The following is a 16,503-nucleotide window of genomic DNA, read 5'->3' on the forward strand; positions in this document are numbered from 1 at the left end:
TTTAAAGCATATTGGAAGAATGCATGTAATTTAAACTTTACCTTTTAACTTTTCCAAAAGATAATCTTCATAGCCTCCTTCGAATAATCTTTGAACATATTTTCCAAGAATATCGAATTCCAGGTTCACCCTATCGCCCGCTTTAATTTGTTTAAAATTGGTGTGTTCGAAGGTGTAAGGAATAATTGTTACACGGAATTTTCCTTTCTCTGCCGTATTAAAAACCGTCAAACTTACGCCATTAATGGTAATGGAACCCTTTTCCACGCAAAAGTTGCCGGTGGAAGGGTCATATTCGAAATCAAATAGCCAGGAGCCATCCACTTCCTGAACACTGGTGCAAATACCCACCTGATCCACATGTCCCTGCACAATGTGGCCGTCATAGCGACCACCGGAAGCCATGGCTCTTTCCAGGTTTACAATATCTCCCGCTTTTAAATCACCCAGGGCTGTTTTTTTCAGGGTTTCATCCACGGCAACTACCGTAGAAACATTTCCGTCTATTTCAGTCACTGTCAGGCAAACACCATTGTGTGCCAAACTCTGATCGATTTTTAATTCAGGAGCCAGTACAGACTCGATTTTAAAAACGGCATTAGAATGGTCTTGAATGACTTCCTTGATGATACCGATTTGTTCAATTATTCCTGTAAACATGATGCTATATTTAGTGGGATTTAGGCAAAGGTAGTGATTTCCATTATAGAGGTAAACCTCATTTGCTTGTCTCCCAAGAATTTTAAAAGCATAGAGCAAGTTAAAAACCATTTCATCTGAAAAAAATTCGAATGATGGGAAGCGATTTTGGATCAATTCTCAACAATAGCCAGGCTATTCTCCCAAAATAATTGGGTATCGCTTCTGCAATCATCAAATTTTCGCTTCGAATTTTGGTTTTTAAACACGCACATAGTGATGCTGTTCCCTCCCAAAAATCAGGTATTGCCTCCGCAATAACTCAAATACGGAAAGAGGATGCCGGCCTTTAAACTGGCGCTTATTCAATAATTGGAATACTGTTATTCCTTGGGCGAATTTTTTGTTTAAAGAGCATGCTCAGACTTTCATGTAGCACTTCTCCCATATTCTGGCATTTCAGGAAAGAGGAAGAACGATACATTTCCGAAAGTTCGGTTTTCAACTGGTGTACATTGGTGGGTTTGGAGATATTATCGCCTTTCATCACCTCGATCAGCTGATCAATCTTATAATGCGCAGCTCGAATTCGGTTTCTTAATCGGGAACGTTCCTCTTTTTGGTACTGTAATTCCAGCTCCGGCTTCATATACTTGATGCCAATCTGAATGATGGGGTTGTTCTGCTTAAAAAACTGTGGAAGATAAATTACCCGACGGCCTTCGTAGTTTTGTTGGTCAAAGTCAATAGGACGGATTCGATAATGAACCTCATCAAAATCCGGAATAATCTCCACCACAAAGTTATTGGCGTGCATATCTCCCAAAAGGCGCACGAAGCATCTTTCGTTGAATTTAACAAATTCCTTGGCCAGTCTGATCTCATTGACCTCCTGTGAATGCATATGTCCGGCCATAAACTGGTCGCCGGGAATCCCCTGAATATGTTCTTCTACCAGCGTTTGGTCATTTACAAAGAAGGTGATGTTATTAGGAGAAAGGAGATGTTCCAGCTCCAGGCCATAAACCCGGGAAGCATCGGCTCTTTTGATATAAAAATAGTCGAAAAGGTCGTTAATGCGGTTCACCACCCGAATTCGGAAGGGACGGGTATTGCCGTAAGTACAAACGTCAATGCGATCAATATAAAGGTGTTTGATCACCGATACATCCCCGCCAGCTCTCAATAAAGAGTAAATATATTTCAGACTAGCGTGCACCTGTTCCATTTCAATGGGAGAGAAAAATACAGTCTCCCAAAGGGTGTCATTGTCGTTGTTATCAAAAAGTGGGATGGAACTATTGTATCGGCAGAGGTCTTCATAGGTGATGGGTAAGTCTGCTTGTCGACCGTGCTCGGCACAATAGAGTTGTAATTTATCGTAAATCGGATAAATGATTTTTTTCTTACTGATTATGGCCATTGTTGTGGATTGTCTGTCGGTCACAAATATAAAGATCACAACGACATTCAGGAGGAAATTGTGAGCAAAATCCAAAGGATATTTCGGGAGGTCATCAGACTTGCAGTGATTCTGTAATTTTTTGGCCAGGTGAGCTTGTCCTTTCACTGGAATTCAGCTGTTCCAATGCCGCTATGATCTTTCTCTCTCCGTCATCGAACCATTCTTTCTGCGGATTTACTCTTTTCGTTTTTTGTCCTTCCAAATAGGCCAGAAAGGTACTGATGTCAAAGTATTCAGCCCAAATGCCCGCACCTGCTTTTGCGGCATCCAGCGCATTGCAGGCTTGTTCATATTGCCTTTTTACAGGCACCATAAAGGTGGGTTTTCCTAAATACATGGCCTCACAAATGGATTCAAAACCGGCAGTGCTTACCAAGCCTCTGCAACGCAGCATGTGGTCTATGAATTTGGGACCATTGAGCTGATGAAAGATTAGGTTGGGATGAGGTTGGTACACTTCCCCGGCAGTTTTTCGGTCCCAAAAAGCAACGAGCTTCACTTCCCGGTTGCGCTCATGCCATTTCATGATATCGTCTCCATAGCCGTCATTGACCATATAGCAAAGCAAAAATTCCTCCTGATGAAGAGAGGGTTCGGGTAAATCATCTCTTAGCAATGGTGGGACGACCACGGTTTTCTTTTCCGGAATTGAGGTATAGGGCGCGAAGGAAAGTGCTATTTTAAGATCGGCCCCCAGGGCCATCAGGAAGTTATTGGTTTCGAAAAGAAGTTTTTCGGACCTGCGTTGAGGAATATGTGGGAAATCCGGGTGCTGAGCCAGGTACTGATGGCCGATGCAAACAAATTTGGCCTTAGGGCGAAAGCGTAGATTGTAAAATCCTCCCAAAAAATCATAGAAACTGACGATGATATCGGGCTTTTGTTCCTGCACCACCTCATGAATACGATTAAGACTTTTTTTGAAGATATTCAGGTATTTGAAATTATATAATACCGAACGGACGATTCTTACTTTTTTATTGTGTTTATCCGTAATGAAGTTGGGGCTTGCCACCTGCTCTACCGGGCAGGAAAAGTGTTCTGCGAAATATTCCGGCATTTCTCGTCTTTTCCCCTTGCCCAAGAAGACATGCGATACTTCATGACCTGCTTTTTGCAGGCGGGTTTGCAAAGCCATGGCCTGAGTCATATGCCCCCTACCCTCGATTTGAACAATAAATATGAATCGCATGCTTAATTTTTATTCGAATTTATCGGTTAATTTAATCATTTCATGGACAGAAAGCGGAAGAACTTCACTGCTCATGGTGGTGTTTTCCTCTTCTTCTGAATTTTGCAGGAGATTTTCCCATTCCTTATTTCCTTTCTTCTCCACTTCCTCTTCCTCCATTAATTCTTCGCAGTAGGTTATCAGCTGCCATTTTCCATTTTCATCTTCTGCTAGCGCCGTTAGGGATTCCACCCAGTCTCCGGAGTTGAGGTAGTGAATATCTTCAATCATTTTGTTGGCAGGCTGGTGAATATGTCCGCAGATAATGCCGTTGCAGTTATGGTGGCGTGCAATGGAGACCAGGTGCTGCTCAAAATCATCAATAAAAGAAACGGCCGATTTTACTCTGGCTTTGATCACCTGAGAAAGCGAATAATAGGGTAGCCCTTTTTTTCTTCTTCTGCGATTGTAATGGTGATTTAGCCAAAGCAAAAATGTATAGCCAATATCGCCCAGCTTGGCCAGCCAGGTCCATTGAGTGGTAATGGAATCGAAAATATCTCCATGAATGATGTAATACCGCTTTCCATGACTGTGGTAAAAATAGTCTTTGGCAATCTCAAAGTTGCCGATTTTTAGTGGAAGCACCTGGTCCAAAAAGTCATCATGATTTCCTCTAAGGTAAAATACTTTGGTTTGATGCTTTTCCATCATTTTCATGATGCGCATAAAAAATCGGGTATGCTTTTTCTTCCAAACCCCTGATTTCTTTAATTGCCAGCCATCGATGATATCCCCATTCAGGAAAAGATTATCACAGCTGTTTTTCTTTAAAAACTTCACCAGTTCTTTGGCTTTTGAGCCTCGGGTTCCCAGGTGAACATCAGAGATAACGATGGTCTTGTAGTGCTTGGCCATAAACGGAAACGGTTTAGCGCAAGGTCATCATTAATCATCAACTGGTTGTCAATTCATTTTTAAGAAAGGATGAAAAAAAGCCCCTCAGGGGCTTTGTAGGTTATTGGAATTTTACCTCTGTATTATTCTGATTATCCGGTTTCAGCCTGCAAATTGCTCGCAGCGTTTTGGCGGATAGTCACCCTGTTGAGGAAGTACGTCAAATAAATTAATCGGCATATTTTATCTGGGGAACCTGCCGGTTTTAGTTTAGGGATTAATTGATTCGAATGGTAAATTCGCTACCCACTCCTTCGGTAGACTTGGCGGTAATATTTCCATGATGCTGACGGATGATTTGACGAGATAATGCCAAGCCAATACCCGATCCATTTTTCTTAGTGGTAAAGAATGGAATGAAGATTTTTGCCAGCGCATCTGCTTCAATACCCGTTCCATTGTCCCGAATGATTAAAAGGGTCTGATCCGCTTTTCCGCCTCTCAGAGCGATTAACTCAATTAGACCACCTTCTTTTTTCTTTATGGCCTGACAGGCATTCTGCATCAGGTTGATTAATACCTGCTGCAGTTGTTGTGGATCCACAAAAATGGCCAGGTCATCCGGGATCACGTCTATTTTTACATCAATGTTTTTCGGTTCGGTTTCATATGCCATCAGGCGCACCACCTCATCAAAAAGTGATCTGGCCGCTACCACGCGGCGTTCTGGCTTTGGAATCTTGGTCAGGCTGCGGAAGTCCGTCACAAAGTGAATCAGCCCTTCTCCCCTTTTCTGAATCGTTCGAACAGCCATTTGAAGGTCTTCCAAATCAGCCTTGGGGAAATCGCAGAATTCTTTTTCCTCCTCGCAGCGATCGAGGTTGTGGATGATATCTCCTTCAATGGTGGAAGCCAGGGAAGTAATCGGTGTAATAGAGTTCATGATCTCGTGCGTCAGCACGCGTACCAGTTTTTGCCAGGCTTCCATCTCATTCTGATCCAGCTCGGACTGAATGTTCTGGAAGGAAATCAGCTTGAAGTTTTCCTTATTCAAATGGAGCTCCACTGCGAATAGGGACAGATTCACTTCTTCATCTCCGTTTTGAATTTTGATCAATCCTCTGCCGCCGGTCTTCAGGTTTTTTATTTGTTGCCGCAGCTCAGGGTGTACTTCTGTCAGGGCAGAAATGTGATCCAGGCTTTCGATGCCCAATAGGTTTTTTGCTTCGGTATTGAAGATTTCTACCTTCCCCCGGGAATCAAAAGTGATCAGACCTACCCCGGCATGCTGCACAATGTTTTTAAGGTAATTGTATTTTTCTCTTCCCTCTTCAGGCTCTAACCGGAATTCATTGAGCATGCCATTGAGTTCCCGGTACAAACCACTGAGATAACTCTGGTCGTTGTACTGGGGAAAGCGAAATGGGGTGTTCCCGTTTTCCTTTAATTGAAAAAATTTGCTCAATGCGTTATGGATGGTGTCCATCATCTTCATGAGCAGAAACACTTGTCCGGCCACCAGCAGTAACACCACGATGATCGAAAAAGCCGACCTATCGTCGCTCAGGATTAAAAATGCCAAAGCAAAGACAGAGACGGTCAGGGCAATGAGCCGGAGTAATATTTCTTTTTTCAGGGAATTATATTCCATATTTCTGTAGTCTGCGATAGAGGGATGCCCTCGTCAGTCCCAATTCTTTGGCAGCCTGAGAGATGTTTCCATTATGTTTGTCAATGGCTTTTTGAATGACGTTTTTCTCGACTTCATCCAAATTAAAGTTATTAGCCGGCTGGGAGGGTTCGTTTTGCACCTGGTGCATGGTTTGCTGAAGGAAAAAGAAATCTTTTTCACTCAGTTTCTCCCCATCGCACATGATAATGGCGCGTTCAATGGCATGTTGCAATTCGCGGATGTTTCCGGGCCAGCCGTAGGATTTCATCCTTTGCAGGCCGGAGTCATCAAGGCTAATCGGTGGCTTTTGATATTTTTTACAATAATTATTGATGAAGTGCCTGGCAAGGGTCGGGATGTCTTCCTGTCTTTCCCGAAGGGGGGGCAGGTGAATTTCCACCGTATTGATTCGGTAGAGTAAATCCTGTCGGAAAGTATTTTGATGCACCATTTCGTGCAAAGGCATATTGGTCGCTGTGATCAGCCGAATATCTACCGGTATGGACTTATTAGTTCCAATTCTGGTGATTTCTCTTCTTTGGAGGGCAGTCAGTAATTTGGATTGTAATGGCATGCTCAGGTTACCGATTTCATCCAAAAACAAAGAGCCTTTATTGGCCATTTCAAAGCGCCCCACGCGGTCTTCCTTTGCGTCGGTATAAGCGCCCTTTTTATGTCCAAAGAGTTCACTTTCAAAAAGCGTTTCGGTGATAGCGCCCATGTCCACATTTACAAAAATATTGTTTTTGCGCATCGAGCGATTGTGAATTTCTCTGGCGACCAATTCTTTACCGGTTCCATTTTCCCCCAGAATTAAGACATTGGCATCTGTGGTGGCGACTTTATCAATAATGGCGAATACATTCCGCATGGAAGGGCTGTCCCCTATCATTTGCCCAAAATTATCCTGCTGATCCGCTGAAAGTTGGCGATTGGTCTGGCGAAGCGTATCTACCTGTTCATAAGATTTGCGAAGCTTACTGGCAGACGTTAGGGTGGCCAACAGCTTTTCATTTTGCCAGGGCTTCAGTACGAAGTCGGTAGCGCCCTGCTTCAATGCCTGAACGGCCATTTCCACATCACCAAAGGCGGTAATGAGGATCACCACCGCATTGGCATCTCTTTCCATGATGTGTTCCAGCCAATAGAAACCTTCTTTCCCCGAGGTAGTGTCCCGGCTAAAATTCATGTCCAGCATGATGACATCGTAGGTGTCATGATTGAGCAGGAAAGGTATTTTTTTAGGGTTTTTCTCAATGATGACTTCCTTTGCATATTTTTTCAACAGCATCTTGGCTGCAAATAGTACATCCTCATCATCATCAATAATTAAAATTTTGCCGAGCTCTTTTTCCATCATAGTAGTAAGGTTTGGTGAAAAATTATCCTAAAATGATGCCATAATCCTAAATCTTTGATTACAAGCATACTGAGCATACCGGACTGTCCGCTTTTGGGAATGGTAGTGTCCGCTCGTGATCACAACTGTCCGTTTATGAACAATATAAGGAATAATCATCATAATTCGGAAGCAGGGTAAAATCCCTAAGACACAAAAAAAAGACCGGCGTAAACCGGTCTTTCGGGGATCGTTTCTGAAAGCGTACTATTGAATGACTCCCAGTTCTTTTCCGATTTTGGTGAAAGCCGCAATAGCTTTGTCCAAATGATGTTTTTCGTGAACCGCAGAGATCTGTGTTCTGATTCTTGCCTCCCCTTTTGGTACTACCGGATAGAAAAATCCGATCACATAAATGCCTTCTTCTAAAAGTCTGGTCGCAAATTTCTGCGCCAAAGGAGCATCGTATAGCATTACCGGAACAATGGGGTGACTACCCGGCTTAATGTCAAAACCTGCCGCGGTCATTTGCTTGCGGAAATAAGCGGTGTTTTCCCAAACTTTATCTCTCAGTTCAGTGCTTTCTTCCAGAATGTCGATCACCTCAATAGAAGCGCCCACGATCGCTGGAGCCAAAGTATTGGAGAATAAATAAGGGCGGGAACGCTGACGAAGCATGTCGATAATTTCTTTTCTGCCGGAAGTGAAACCACCGGAAGCTCCCCCCAGGGCTTTACCAAAAGTACCGGTAATGATGTCAATTCTTCCCATAACATCGCAATGCTCGTGCGTACCTTTTCCGGTTTTACCCATGAATCCGGAAGAGTGGCATTCGTCTACCATCACCAATGCTTTGTATTGATCAGCCAAATCACAGATTTTGTCCAACTGGGCAATGGTACCATCCATGGAGAATACCGAGTCAGTTACGATAATTCTATGCTCAGCATCCTGAGCAGCTTTCAATTGCTCTTCCAAATCCGCCATATCGTTATGCTTATAGCGGTAACGGGCCGCCTTACATAAACGCACCCCATCAATGATGGAAGCATGGTTAAGGGTGTCAGAGATAATGGCACTGTTGGGGCCCAAAAGAGGTTCGAAAACGCCACCATTGGCATCAAAAGCAGCAGCATACAAAATGGTATCTTCTGTCCCCAACCATTTGGCTACTTTTTGCTCTAATTCGCGGTGAATATCCTGCGTTCCGCAAATGAAACGAACGGAAGACATTCCAAAGCCATGGGTGTCAATTGTTCTTTTTGCCGCCTCAATCACTCTTGGGTGAGAGGAAAGTCCCAAATAATTGTTCGCACAGAAATTGATAACTTCCTTACCTTCTGTGGTTTTAATCTCCGCTCCCTGAGGAGTAGTAATGATTCTTTCCGTTTTGTAAAGACCAGCTTCCTTGATGGCCTCCAGCTCTTTTTCAAGTGCGGGTTTAAGCGTTTCGTACATGTTGTAAATTATATAGTAGGGGAAAATTTTTCCGTTAATAATTAGGGTAAAATGGGGTAACCTGAATTAATATTTGGTGAGGGTGAATTTTCTACGAATTTTATTAATCTCAAAGAGTTTTTGCATGGTGAAACTTTTGGGATGCATCTCGCTAAACTCCTGATTCCAAAGCTTATACTTTTCCGGTTCGTTCTGCTCAAAAGCGGCCGGATTAATATTTTTTGTTTTTAAATATTCGCTAAATTCCATCTTCATTTACCCGAATTAGTGGTTCAAAAATCATAAATTAGCACCTAAATCCAAAGGTAAAAGCTTTGCTTCAGGATTGAATTTAAATTTATTCATTATTGGATAGTTATTGTTAATAATTATTCAAAAAAATTACCGTTTTTCTGTATTATTGGAATGGAGAGAGTTTTAGTCATTGGCGCTTTCGGACAATTGGGTTCTGAGCTTACGGATGAATTGCGAAAATTATATGGAGAGCAAAATGTCATTGCCTCCGATTTAACCGTGGCCAAAGCGCAGGCCGAACGCGGTCCGTTTGAGCAATTGGACGTTTTGGATCGGGAACGTTTGGGGCAAATTGTGGAAAAGCACAAGATCACCCAAATTTATAATCTTGCCGCTATTTTGTCCTCCATTGGGGAGTCCAAGCCAGGTATTGCATGGAATGTGAACATGAATGGCCTGGTAAATGTGCTGGAACTTGCCAGAGAAAAGAATTTAAATAAAATTTATTGGCCGAGTTCTATCGCGGTTTTTGGACCTGATACCCCTAAGGTGATGACTCCTCAGGAAACGGTGATGAACCCGACGACCATGTATGGGGTAAATAAGCTGGCAGGTGAAAAATTGTGTCAGTATTATTTCCAAAAATTTGGTGTGGATGTACGTTCAGTTCGTTATCCGGGGCTGGTAGGCTATAAGGCTATGCCGGGTGGAGGAACCACGGACTATGCCGTTGATATATATTTCAAAGCCAAGCAGGGCGAAGAGTTTAATTGCTTTTTGGATAAAGGCACGGTATTGCCGATGATGTATATGGAGGATGCCATCCGTGGTACCATTCAGTTGATGGAAAGTCCGGCGGAGCAGGTGAAAATCCGCACCTCCTATAATTTGGCGGGAATGAGCTTTGCGCCGGAAGAGATTGGGGAGTCTATTCAGAAGATTATTCCGGACTTTAAAATGGTGTATAAACCGGATCATCGTCAGGCTATTGCAGAGTCATGGCCGGATTCTATTGATGACCAGTTCGCCAGAGCGCATTGGAATTGGGCTCCGAAATTTGATTTGGATGCCATGACCAAAGATATTTTAGAGCATATCTAAAAAAAAGAAGCCCGACGATTTTCGCCGGGCTTTTTGTTTTATGGCACTTGGTAAATATTACTGGTGTTGCGATATCCACTTTTATCTGAATACCAATCCGGATAGTTGCTTCCGCCAGATTCTACCCATTCCACAAATTTCAGATAAGTCTCATCAATACGTTTGCCCTCTGCGCAGTAATCAAAAGAATTGGGCAGGTTCATTGCCCATGGCAAATTGTGTTGTGATTTATACAGCTTTCCATCATTGATGCTGGAGTCATCATCAGCATTTTGGAAAAGGCCGGTATCGGCTAAATCTGTGGGCGCTTTTCCTGCCAAATGAATTTCATACCCTCGTCTCATATTGGCAATCAGAATAGGGTCAAAAGGTGCATTCCCAATTTCAGCCGGAAGGATAGGATTTGTCAGTTCCATAGAAAACCGGAGTGTGTCCGGGGTTTGGTAAGGGTTGGCCGCCAAAACATTTACATAAGCGCCGCCAAAGGCCTGCATGATGTTATAAGCATTGTCAAAAATGGGAACCACTGCAGTGGACTGCCCTGCTTCGGTGCCATTGGCCGCTATATTTAAATAGCCCTCCGCAAATGGCTGGATGCCATTTTCATCCGGTACTACATTCACAGAGCTGACCTGATTAGGGCTCAACTCGGGGAAGTTAATGGCAAATCCGTTTTTAAAGCCCGCTCCAATGGCCCGGATGACGAAGGTTCCTTCGATAAAAGTCACCTGATAATTGCCGTTTTTCACGATTTGGTACTGATAATCAATTACCAGGTCATTAAAATCATAATCACCTTTACTTGGCCAGAGGTCTTCATAAGTTAAGGATGCGAAAGCGTTGGAGCCAGGGTAATAATCATAATAGGTTCTTTTCGGGTCATTGGGGTCGCGATCAAAAACGTCATCTACTCCATCCCCATCTCCATCGGTAGGATCCGTGGTTTCCGGCACATCACCTCTTGTAATATTGGATGTTGGGTTAGCCGTCGCATAAAATACCAGATCATTGAAATCCTGATCACAACCTCTTTCTTCTCTTTGGATGTCTTCAAATCCGAATAGATAAAGGTCTTCATCCGGATTGTAAAGCATGACCATATGCTGGCGGTTGTCCGCGCTATTTTCTGGGTTTAAATCCGGATGAGAATAGAAGCTCCATTTCGGGCTGGAAGGCTGTTGGTTGCTGAAGGCATTGGATAGAATAAAAAAGCCAATGGTAGTTCCGGCATCAAAAGTTCCGATTTTTACTTTATCGCCGGACATCATTTGACCGCCACTGCCATTCAAAGAAGCATTTGGGAAAATGATGGTTCGGCTGTTTTCAATATCAGAGATGGAGCTTGGAGGATCATTTGTTGGGTAAGTGTAAAAACCCAGGGAGTTTCTGTAGCCCGCCCCTTCATGAACAACGGTGACCCATACGTCAGTAGATCCACCGGTAATGTGTATTTCTTTGGTGGTAGCGTTCAGATAATCCGGGTTGTAAGTAGGGACCGGGAATCTTTCCGGTAGGCTCGCCTGCACTTGATCAATAAGAGCGGACGAGATATTATCTCCAGGACTTACAAGATAGTCGGGCAACCCATTGGTATTCCAGCTTCCTAAATACTGATAGCCTAGTGTGGGATCTCCGTTAACACTTACAGCGGAAATCCGGTTGCTGGGAGCAGAACGATCGGTAGTGATTTCAAACTGAAAGCCCTCACTTCGATAAATAGGGAAAGAATCTTGTGGCACGCCGAATTTTGTAAAATGAACATAAACTTCTTCGGAGGCCGCGGGAATATTCAAATCAATTGTGGCGATTCCCTGGTTATCGGTTTCACCATTGAAGATCACGTCAAATTGCTCATTTAACAGTACAAATTTTGTTTCGGTTAAATCAGTGGATAGGCCGATAGTGGAAGCACTTTCTGTTTGAAAATTAAAATCCTCGGGAATATTTAGATTTTGAAGCGCATCAACATCTTGATTATCTACCGGATTGTCTCGATCCGGGGAGCAGGACCATGCCAGGAGTATTACACTCAGAATAGCAAAATATTTTATCATTATTGAGGTTAATTTTGGTACTCTTAGAGTTACGGCTCTTCTGAAAAAAAATTAAACGCATGTTGCGGGTAATGTCGATTAAGCTTTGGTCATGATGTAATAAAAAGTTTTTTTGTGAAAAGTGTAAGGTAAAGTATTGAAAATTATCTTTTTAGGTACTTGCATAAAACAAAAGCACTACCGGGGAGGCAGTGCTTTCGCAATAAGAAATATTATAACTTTTATTCCCCTTGTCCGAGGGAATAAGCTCTTTCTCCATTGAACATATACAAATGTTCTGTTTTGATAAAGTCGTGACCTTTATCGGCCAATATGGTCAGTAATTGAGCTACCTGACTATGACTTACCGTTTCATCAGTGGCGACAAACCGACAACGCCAGTGGTCTACGCAGAAAGTTTCCGGATTACCATCCGGATATACCTTAATACCGCGGTTAGAAATCATTCTAAGTTTAAGCCCATCAGCCTCAATGGCATTTAGAGCGTCACCAATGGTATTCGGGTTCATGTCTTCGCTTTTCCAGTCGATGAATACATCCACTCCCACTAATTCTTTCTTTTGAGGAGCGTATTTCGTCATGGGTTTTGGCTCCTCTTTTTGTTCATCGTAGGTTACTGATTTGAGCTCCGAAGGTTTTTTACCCAATCGCTCAATCACTGCCAAAGCAAATTCTTTGGTGCCTACTAATTCTTTAGAATCCGTTTTGTCGTAAATATCAGCCGTATGAATTCCATCCTCAATGGTTTTTAACCAGGCATTTTGGATTTTTTCGGCAATTTCCGGCTCGCCAATGTGTACCATCATCATCACGGCAGCATTGATCAGACCGGAGGGGTTGGCAATATTTTTTCCGGCAATATCCGGAGCAGAGCCGTGGATGGCCTCAAACATGGCGTAATTTTCCCCCACATTGGAAGATCCGCCCAATCCTACCGATCCGGTGATTTGTGCTGCAATATCTGAAATGATGTCCCCATAAAGATTCAGCGTTACGATAACATCGAAGATATGTGGACGATCGGCAATCATGGCCGAGCCGATATCGATGATCATGTGCTCCTGCTCAATTTCCGGATATTCCTTTCCTACTTCATCGAATACACGGTGGAAAAGGCCATCTGCCTGCTTCATGATATTGTCCTTGGTCATACAGGTCACTTTTTTGCGACCATATTTGCGGGCATATTCATAGGCATAACGTACGATTTTCTCGCAGCCGGACCTGGAGATGAGCTTCAGACACTGCACCACATCCTCCGTTTGCTGGTGTTCTATGCCGGCGTATAGATCCTCTTCATTTTCCCGGATAATCACCATGTCAGTTAATGGATGGTGAGTTTGTACATAGGGGAAGAAGGAGCGGCAGGGTCGGACATTGGCGTAAAGGCCAAGGGTTTTACGTGTGGTGACGTTCAGACTCTTGAAGCCACCACCCTGAGGAGTGGTAATCGGGGCTTTTAGAAAAATTTTATTCTTACGAAGGGATTCCCAGGATGAGGGCTCAATTCCTGCAGAAACACCTTTTAGGTACACATTTTTCCCAATTTCAATGGTTTCAATATCAATAGGGGCTTTAGCTGCCTCCAAAATCGCCAAAGTGGCTTCCATGATTTCCGGTCCGATACCATCACCGTGGGCTACGGTTATTGTTTTGTTTGGCATAACGATAGGGAATAAAAATTTAAGGTCTATGTTGATTTTATGATTCCTAACGAATTTAAAGAAATTTATTGATTTTTCAGGCTGCCATCCTTTTTTGATTATAAATATGTGGTATTGGTAATTTATATAGGTATAGAGGATTTGATTTATATTTTTTGACTCAAAAAGAGGTCGAATATTACTGAATTATTCAGGGCTTTTTTAGGAAGAATTGTGGAGGATGACCGATCTTCTTTTTTCCATCAATTTATTTTAGTTACTTCAGCCCGCAAAAATACAAGCACTGCTAATTTTTGCTCATTTACAGTGAATTAAATTGACTTTATCCTTTTTTTGCTAATACTTTAGGAGGGGAGTCAAAGGCCTTAAATAAATGCTACATTTTTTGCGATTTTAAGGTCAAGCTTTATCTTTGGTAAAAAAATTTCCATTTTGTAATGTTTAAATCCATCGAATTTGAAGTGGAGGATAACGTCCTTCTGCTGACAATCAATAAGCCTGAAAAGTACAATGTATTGGACCTTCAGACGCTGGAGGATCTCAGAGAGGCGATTCAACGTGGATATGACGATGATGATGTGCGTGGGATGATTATCACCGGCAAGGGAGAGAAGTCTTTCTCTGCCGGGGTGGACATCAATGAAATCAAAACGCTGAACGAACTTAATGGTAGAAAATACTCTGAAACTGGTCAGGAGGTTTTTGCTATGATAGAGGATTGCCACAAGCCGGTGATTGCGGCGGTGAATGGCTTTGCTTTAGGGGGCGGCTGTGAACTGGCTATGGCCTGCCATATCCGCGTGGCAACAGAAAATGCCCGTTTTGGTCTTCCAGAGGTGAACCTGGGCTTGATTCCCGGTTTTGGCGGTACACAAAGAATGGCCAATATTGTGGGCAGAGGCAAAGCATTAGAATTAATGCTGACCGGAGATCAGGTGCCCGCCGCAGAAGGAAAAAACATAGGTCTGGTGAATCATGTGGTGTATGCTCAGGATGAGCTGATGGTGAAAGCCAAGGAAATCATGAGAAAGATTATTAACAAGGCACCACTGGCCATTGGTTCTGTGATCAGCTGTGTGAATGCCGCGTCCAAAGGAACAGATGCCGGCTATCAGTCAGAAGCCAATAACTTCTCGAACCTTTGTAAGTCACAGGATTTTAAGGAAGGCGTATCGGCTTTTTTGGAAAAGCGTGACCCGGATTTTCAGGGAGAATAAGCGACAAAAAATATTATTACAAATAAAAAGGATTGGGTGATACTCAATCCTTTCCTTTTATCAACCCATTTTTAATGAGCAGATTGAAAAAACTGGCCGGAGATACCGTGCTTTATGGCATGAGCAGTATTGTGGGCCGGATGCTGAACTACTTTTTAGTTCCTCTTTATACGACGTATTTGTCCGCAGCGGAATATGGTGTGGTGACTGAGCTGTACGCCTATGTCGCCTTTTTCATGGTATTATTCACCTTTGGAATGGAGACTACCTTCTTCCGCTTTGTTTCTCAGGATAAATCAAGTGCCAAATCTATTTTCAATCAAATTACCAGCCTCGTTTTGGTCATTGATACGGCACTGGCCTTATTGCTTTGTGCATTGGCCACGCCCATTATGAATTATTTGGAATTTCCGGGTAAAGAGGGCTATGTCTATGCTTTGGCGGCGATATTATTTTTGGACGGGGTGAGTGCCATCCCTTTTGCTAAATTGAGAATTGAAGGGAAGGCCAAGAAATTCGCCATGACCAAAATGATCAATATCCTCATCAATATGACCTTGAACATTGTGCTGTTGGTGGGTATTAATGCCATTTTGGAAGGGAATTTTATGCCGGAACAGGCAGCATGGGTAAATAGCTGGTACAGCCCGGCCGTGGGACCAGCGATCGTTGTATTCTCTAATTTAGTAGCCTCTGCGGCCAATTGGATCATGTTGGGCAGCGCCTTTCGCAGTTTTAAATTCCAATGGAATAAGGAGGCCATTAGTCCCATCGTACGTTATGGTTACCCCCTTTTATTTATGGGCGTTGCCGGGACAACCAATGAAATGTTTTCCCGCCTGATGCTGAAGAAAATTCTTCCCGAAGGCTTTTATGAAGGCTTTTCAAATCAGGAAATTTTAGGAATTTTTGGGGCTTGTTATAAGCTGGCCATTTTTATGAATTTGGCGATTCAGGCCTATAAGTATGCTGCAGAACCCTTTTTCTTCAATAATTCCGGCGACAAGAGTTCCCCGGCGCTTATTGGTAAGGTGACCCATATTTTTATTGCTTTCGGGGCAGTGGCTTATGTAGGTATAGTCGCCAATCTGGATATTATCGCCATTTTTACCCTCAGACAAGCGGAATACAAGCTGGCACTGGATGCGGTTCCGGTACTGTTGATGGCTAATTTGCTGTTAGGGGTGTATTACAATTTGTCCATGTGGTATAAGCTTACGGACCGGACTTATGTGGGGACCTATCTAGCGGTTGGGGGAGCGATTTTGACCATTTTGTTGAATCTCATGCTCATTCCAAGCTATGGATATATGGGCTCGGCCTATGTCACTTTTATCGTCTATTTATTGATGACCGTGGCAAGTTATATATTGGGGCAGAAATATTACCCTATCCCTTATCAAATGGTGAGAGGAATGCTTTATTTGGTGCTCGCGGGCCTATTGGGTCACTTCTGTTTCCAATTAAAACTTGACAATTTCTATTTTCTTAAGGGGATTCAGCTATTGATCTTTTTGATCTTTGCCGGGATGGTGTTTATTTTGGAAAGAAGTACGCTGCGTAAAAATCGCAGGGCTTAGTTTTTTATAATC

Annotated in this window: 13 protein-coding genes; 3 read left to right on the forward strand and 10 right to left on the reverse strand. The window is 43.0% G+C overall.

The features are described from left to right. Nucleotides 1-30 precede the first annotated feature (30 nt). The 8 genes from AAA970_RS00950 to AAA970_RS00985 form a co-directional block, all read right to left on the reverse strand. Nucleotides 31-660, reverse strand: a complete 630-nt coding sequence (locus AAA970_RS00950; RefSeq protein ID WP_338235637.1) for a riboflavin synthase — start codon at nucleotides 658-660, stop codon at nucleotides 31-33. Nucleotides 661-1,000: 340 nt separating this feature from the next. After that, on the reverse strand, nucleotides 1,001-2,062 hold the full coding sequence (locus tag AAA970_RS00955; protein ID WP_053406218.1) for a hypothetical protein: 1,062 nt from the start codon (nucleotides 2,060-2,062) through the stop codon (nucleotides 1,001-1,003). A 94-nt stretch (nucleotides 2,063-2,156) separates the two neighbouring features. Next, on the reverse strand, nucleotides 2,157-3,296 hold the full coding sequence (locus AAA970_RS00960) for a glycosyltransferase family protein (RefSeq protein WP_338235638.1): 1,140 nt from the start codon (nucleotides 3,294-3,296) through the stop codon (nucleotides 2,157-2,159). 9 nt (nucleotides 3,297-3,305) lie between these two features. Beyond that, a complete protein-coding gene (locus tag AAA970_RS00965) occupies nucleotides 3,306-4,193 on the reverse strand; it encodes a UDP-2,3-diacylglucosamine diphosphatase (RefSeq protein ID WP_338235639.1) in 888 nt (295 codons plus the stop codon). Between the two features lie 256 nt (nucleotides 4,194-4,449). Further along, nucleotides 4,450-5,823: a sensor histidine kinase gene (locus AAA970_RS00970; protein WP_338235640.1), complete on the reverse strand. Its 1,374-nt coding sequence runs from the start codon at nucleotides 5,821-5,823 to the stop codon at nucleotides 4,450-4,452. Continuing rightward, a complete protein-coding gene (locus tag AAA970_RS00975; RefSeq protein ID WP_338235641.1) occupies nucleotides 5,813-7,204 on the reverse strand; it encodes a sigma-54-dependent transcriptional regulator in 1,392 nt (463 codons plus the stop codon). Before AAA970_RS00975 ends, AAA970_RS00970 begins: the two co-directional genes overlap by 11 nt. Before the next feature lie 246 nt (nucleotides 7,205-7,450). Next, a complete protein-coding gene (gene kbl / locus AAA970_RS00980; protein WP_338235642.1) occupies nucleotides 7,451-8,641 on the reverse strand; it encodes a glycine C-acetyltransferase in 1,191 nt (396 codons plus the stop codon). A gap of 66 nt (nucleotides 8,642-8,707) precedes the next feature. Continuing rightward, nucleotides 8,708-8,896, reverse strand: coding sequence for a hypothetical protein (locus AAA970_RS00985; protein WP_253275696.1), 189 nt, complete (start codon nucleotides 8,894-8,896; stop codon nucleotides 8,708-8,710). A gap of 150 nt (nucleotides 8,897-9,046) precedes the next feature. Here AAA970_RS00985 and AAA970_RS00990 point away from each other — a divergent pair, with 150 nt between their 5' ends. Continuing rightward, nucleotides 9,047-9,976 carry an NAD-dependent epimerase/dehydratase family protein gene (locus AAA970_RS00990; RefSeq protein WP_053406212.1) on the forward strand — a complete coding sequence of 310 codons (930 nt, stop codon included), beginning with the start codon at nucleotides 9,047-9,049 and terminating at the stop codon, nucleotides 9,974-9,976. Between the two features lie 38 nt (nucleotides 9,977-10,014). Here AAA970_RS00990 and AAA970_RS00995 read toward each other — a convergent pair whose 3' ends face one another. Together AAA970_RS00995 and AAA970_RS01000 are read right to left on the reverse strand one after the other, a co-directional pair. Then, on the reverse strand, nucleotides 10,015-12,030 hold the full coding sequence (locus AAA970_RS00995) for an LruC domain-containing protein (RefSeq protein ID WP_338235643.1): 2,016 nt from the start codon (nucleotides 12,028-12,030) through the stop codon (nucleotides 10,015-10,017). 221 nt (nucleotides 12,031-12,251) lie between these two features. Next, entirely contained in the window at nucleotides 12,252-13,694 is a 1,443-nt protein-coding gene (locus AAA970_RS01000) for an NADP-dependent isocitrate dehydrogenase (protein WP_338235644.1), read from the reverse strand. A 437-nt stretch (nucleotides 13,695-14,131) separates the two neighbouring features. On the opposite strand from AAA970_RS01000, the gene AAA970_RS01005 reads away from it, so the two are divergent. Then, entirely contained in the window at nucleotides 14,132-14,911 is a 780-nt protein-coding gene (locus AAA970_RS01005; RefSeq protein ID WP_060685171.1) for an enoyl-CoA hydratase-related protein, read from the forward strand. A gap of 74 nt (nucleotides 14,912-14,985) precedes the next feature. Next, on the forward strand, nucleotides 14,986-16,491 hold the full coding sequence (locus tag AAA970_RS01010; RefSeq protein ID WP_338235645.1) for an oligosaccharide flippase family protein: 1,506 nt from the start codon (nucleotides 14,986-14,988) through the stop codon (nucleotides 16,489-16,491). Nucleotides 16,492-16,503 lie beyond the last annotated feature (12 nt).

The sequence above is a fragment of the Persicobacter diffluens genome (genome assembly GCF_036244895.1).
Classification (GTDB): Bacteria; Bacteroidota; Bacteroidia; order Cytophagales; family Cyclobacteriaceae; genus Persicobacter; species Persicobacter diffluens.

What these genes read in the sequence shown, in the direction of transcription:
- AAA970_RS00950 (WP_338235637.1), bottom strand. Translation starts at nt 660, where the DNA reads ATGTTTACAGGAATAATTGAACAAATCGGTATCATCAAGGAAGTCATT.
- AAA970_RS00955 (WP_053406218.1), bottom strand. Translation starts at nt 2,062, where the DNA reads ATGGCCATAATCAGTAAGAAAAAAATCATTTATCCGATTTACGATAAA.
- AAA970_RS00960 (WP_338235638.1), bottom strand. Translation starts at nt 3,296, where the DNA reads ATGCGATTCATATTTATTGTTCAAATCGAGGGTAGGGGGCATATGACT.
- AAA970_RS00965 (WP_338235639.1), bottom strand. Translation starts at nt 4,193, where the DNA reads ATGGCCAAGCACTACAAGACCATCGTTATCTCTGATGTTCACCTGGGA.
- AAA970_RS00970 (WP_338235640.1), bottom strand. Translation starts at nt 5,823, where the DNA reads ATGGAATATAATTCCCTGAAAAAAGAAATATTACTCCGGCTCATTGCC.
- AAA970_RS00975 (WP_338235641.1), bottom strand. Translation starts at nt 7,204, where the DNA reads ATGATGGAAAAAGAGCTCGGCAAAATTTTAATTATTGATGATGATGAG.
- kbl (WP_338235642.1), bottom strand. Translation starts at nt 8,641, where the DNA reads ATGTACGAAACGCTTAAACCCGCACTTGAAAAAGAGCTGGAGGCCATC.
- AAA970_RS00985 (WP_253275696.1), bottom strand. Translation starts at nt 8,896, where the DNA reads ATGAAGATGGAATTTAGCGAATATTTAAAAACAAAAAATATTAATCCG.
- AAA970_RS00990 (WP_053406212.1), top strand. Translation starts at nt 9,047, where the DNA reads ATGGAGAGAGTTTTAGTCATTGGCGCTTTCGGACAATTGGGTTCTGAG.
- AAA970_RS00995 (WP_338235643.1), bottom strand. Translation starts at nt 12,030, where the DNA reads ATGATAAAATATTTTGCTATTCTGAGTGTAATACTCCTGGCATGGTCC.
- AAA970_RS01000 (WP_338235644.1), bottom strand. Translation starts at nt 13,694, where the DNA reads ATGCCAAACAAAACAATAACCGTAGCCCACGGTGATGGTATCGGACCG.
- AAA970_RS01005 (WP_060685171.1), top strand. Translation starts at nt 14,132, where the DNA reads ATGTTTAAATCCATCGAATTTGAAGTGGAGGATAACGTCCTTCTGCTG.
- AAA970_RS01010 (WP_338235645.1), top strand. Translation starts at nt 14,986, where the DNA reads ATGAGCAGATTGAAAAAACTGGCCGGAGATACCGTGCTTTATGGCATG.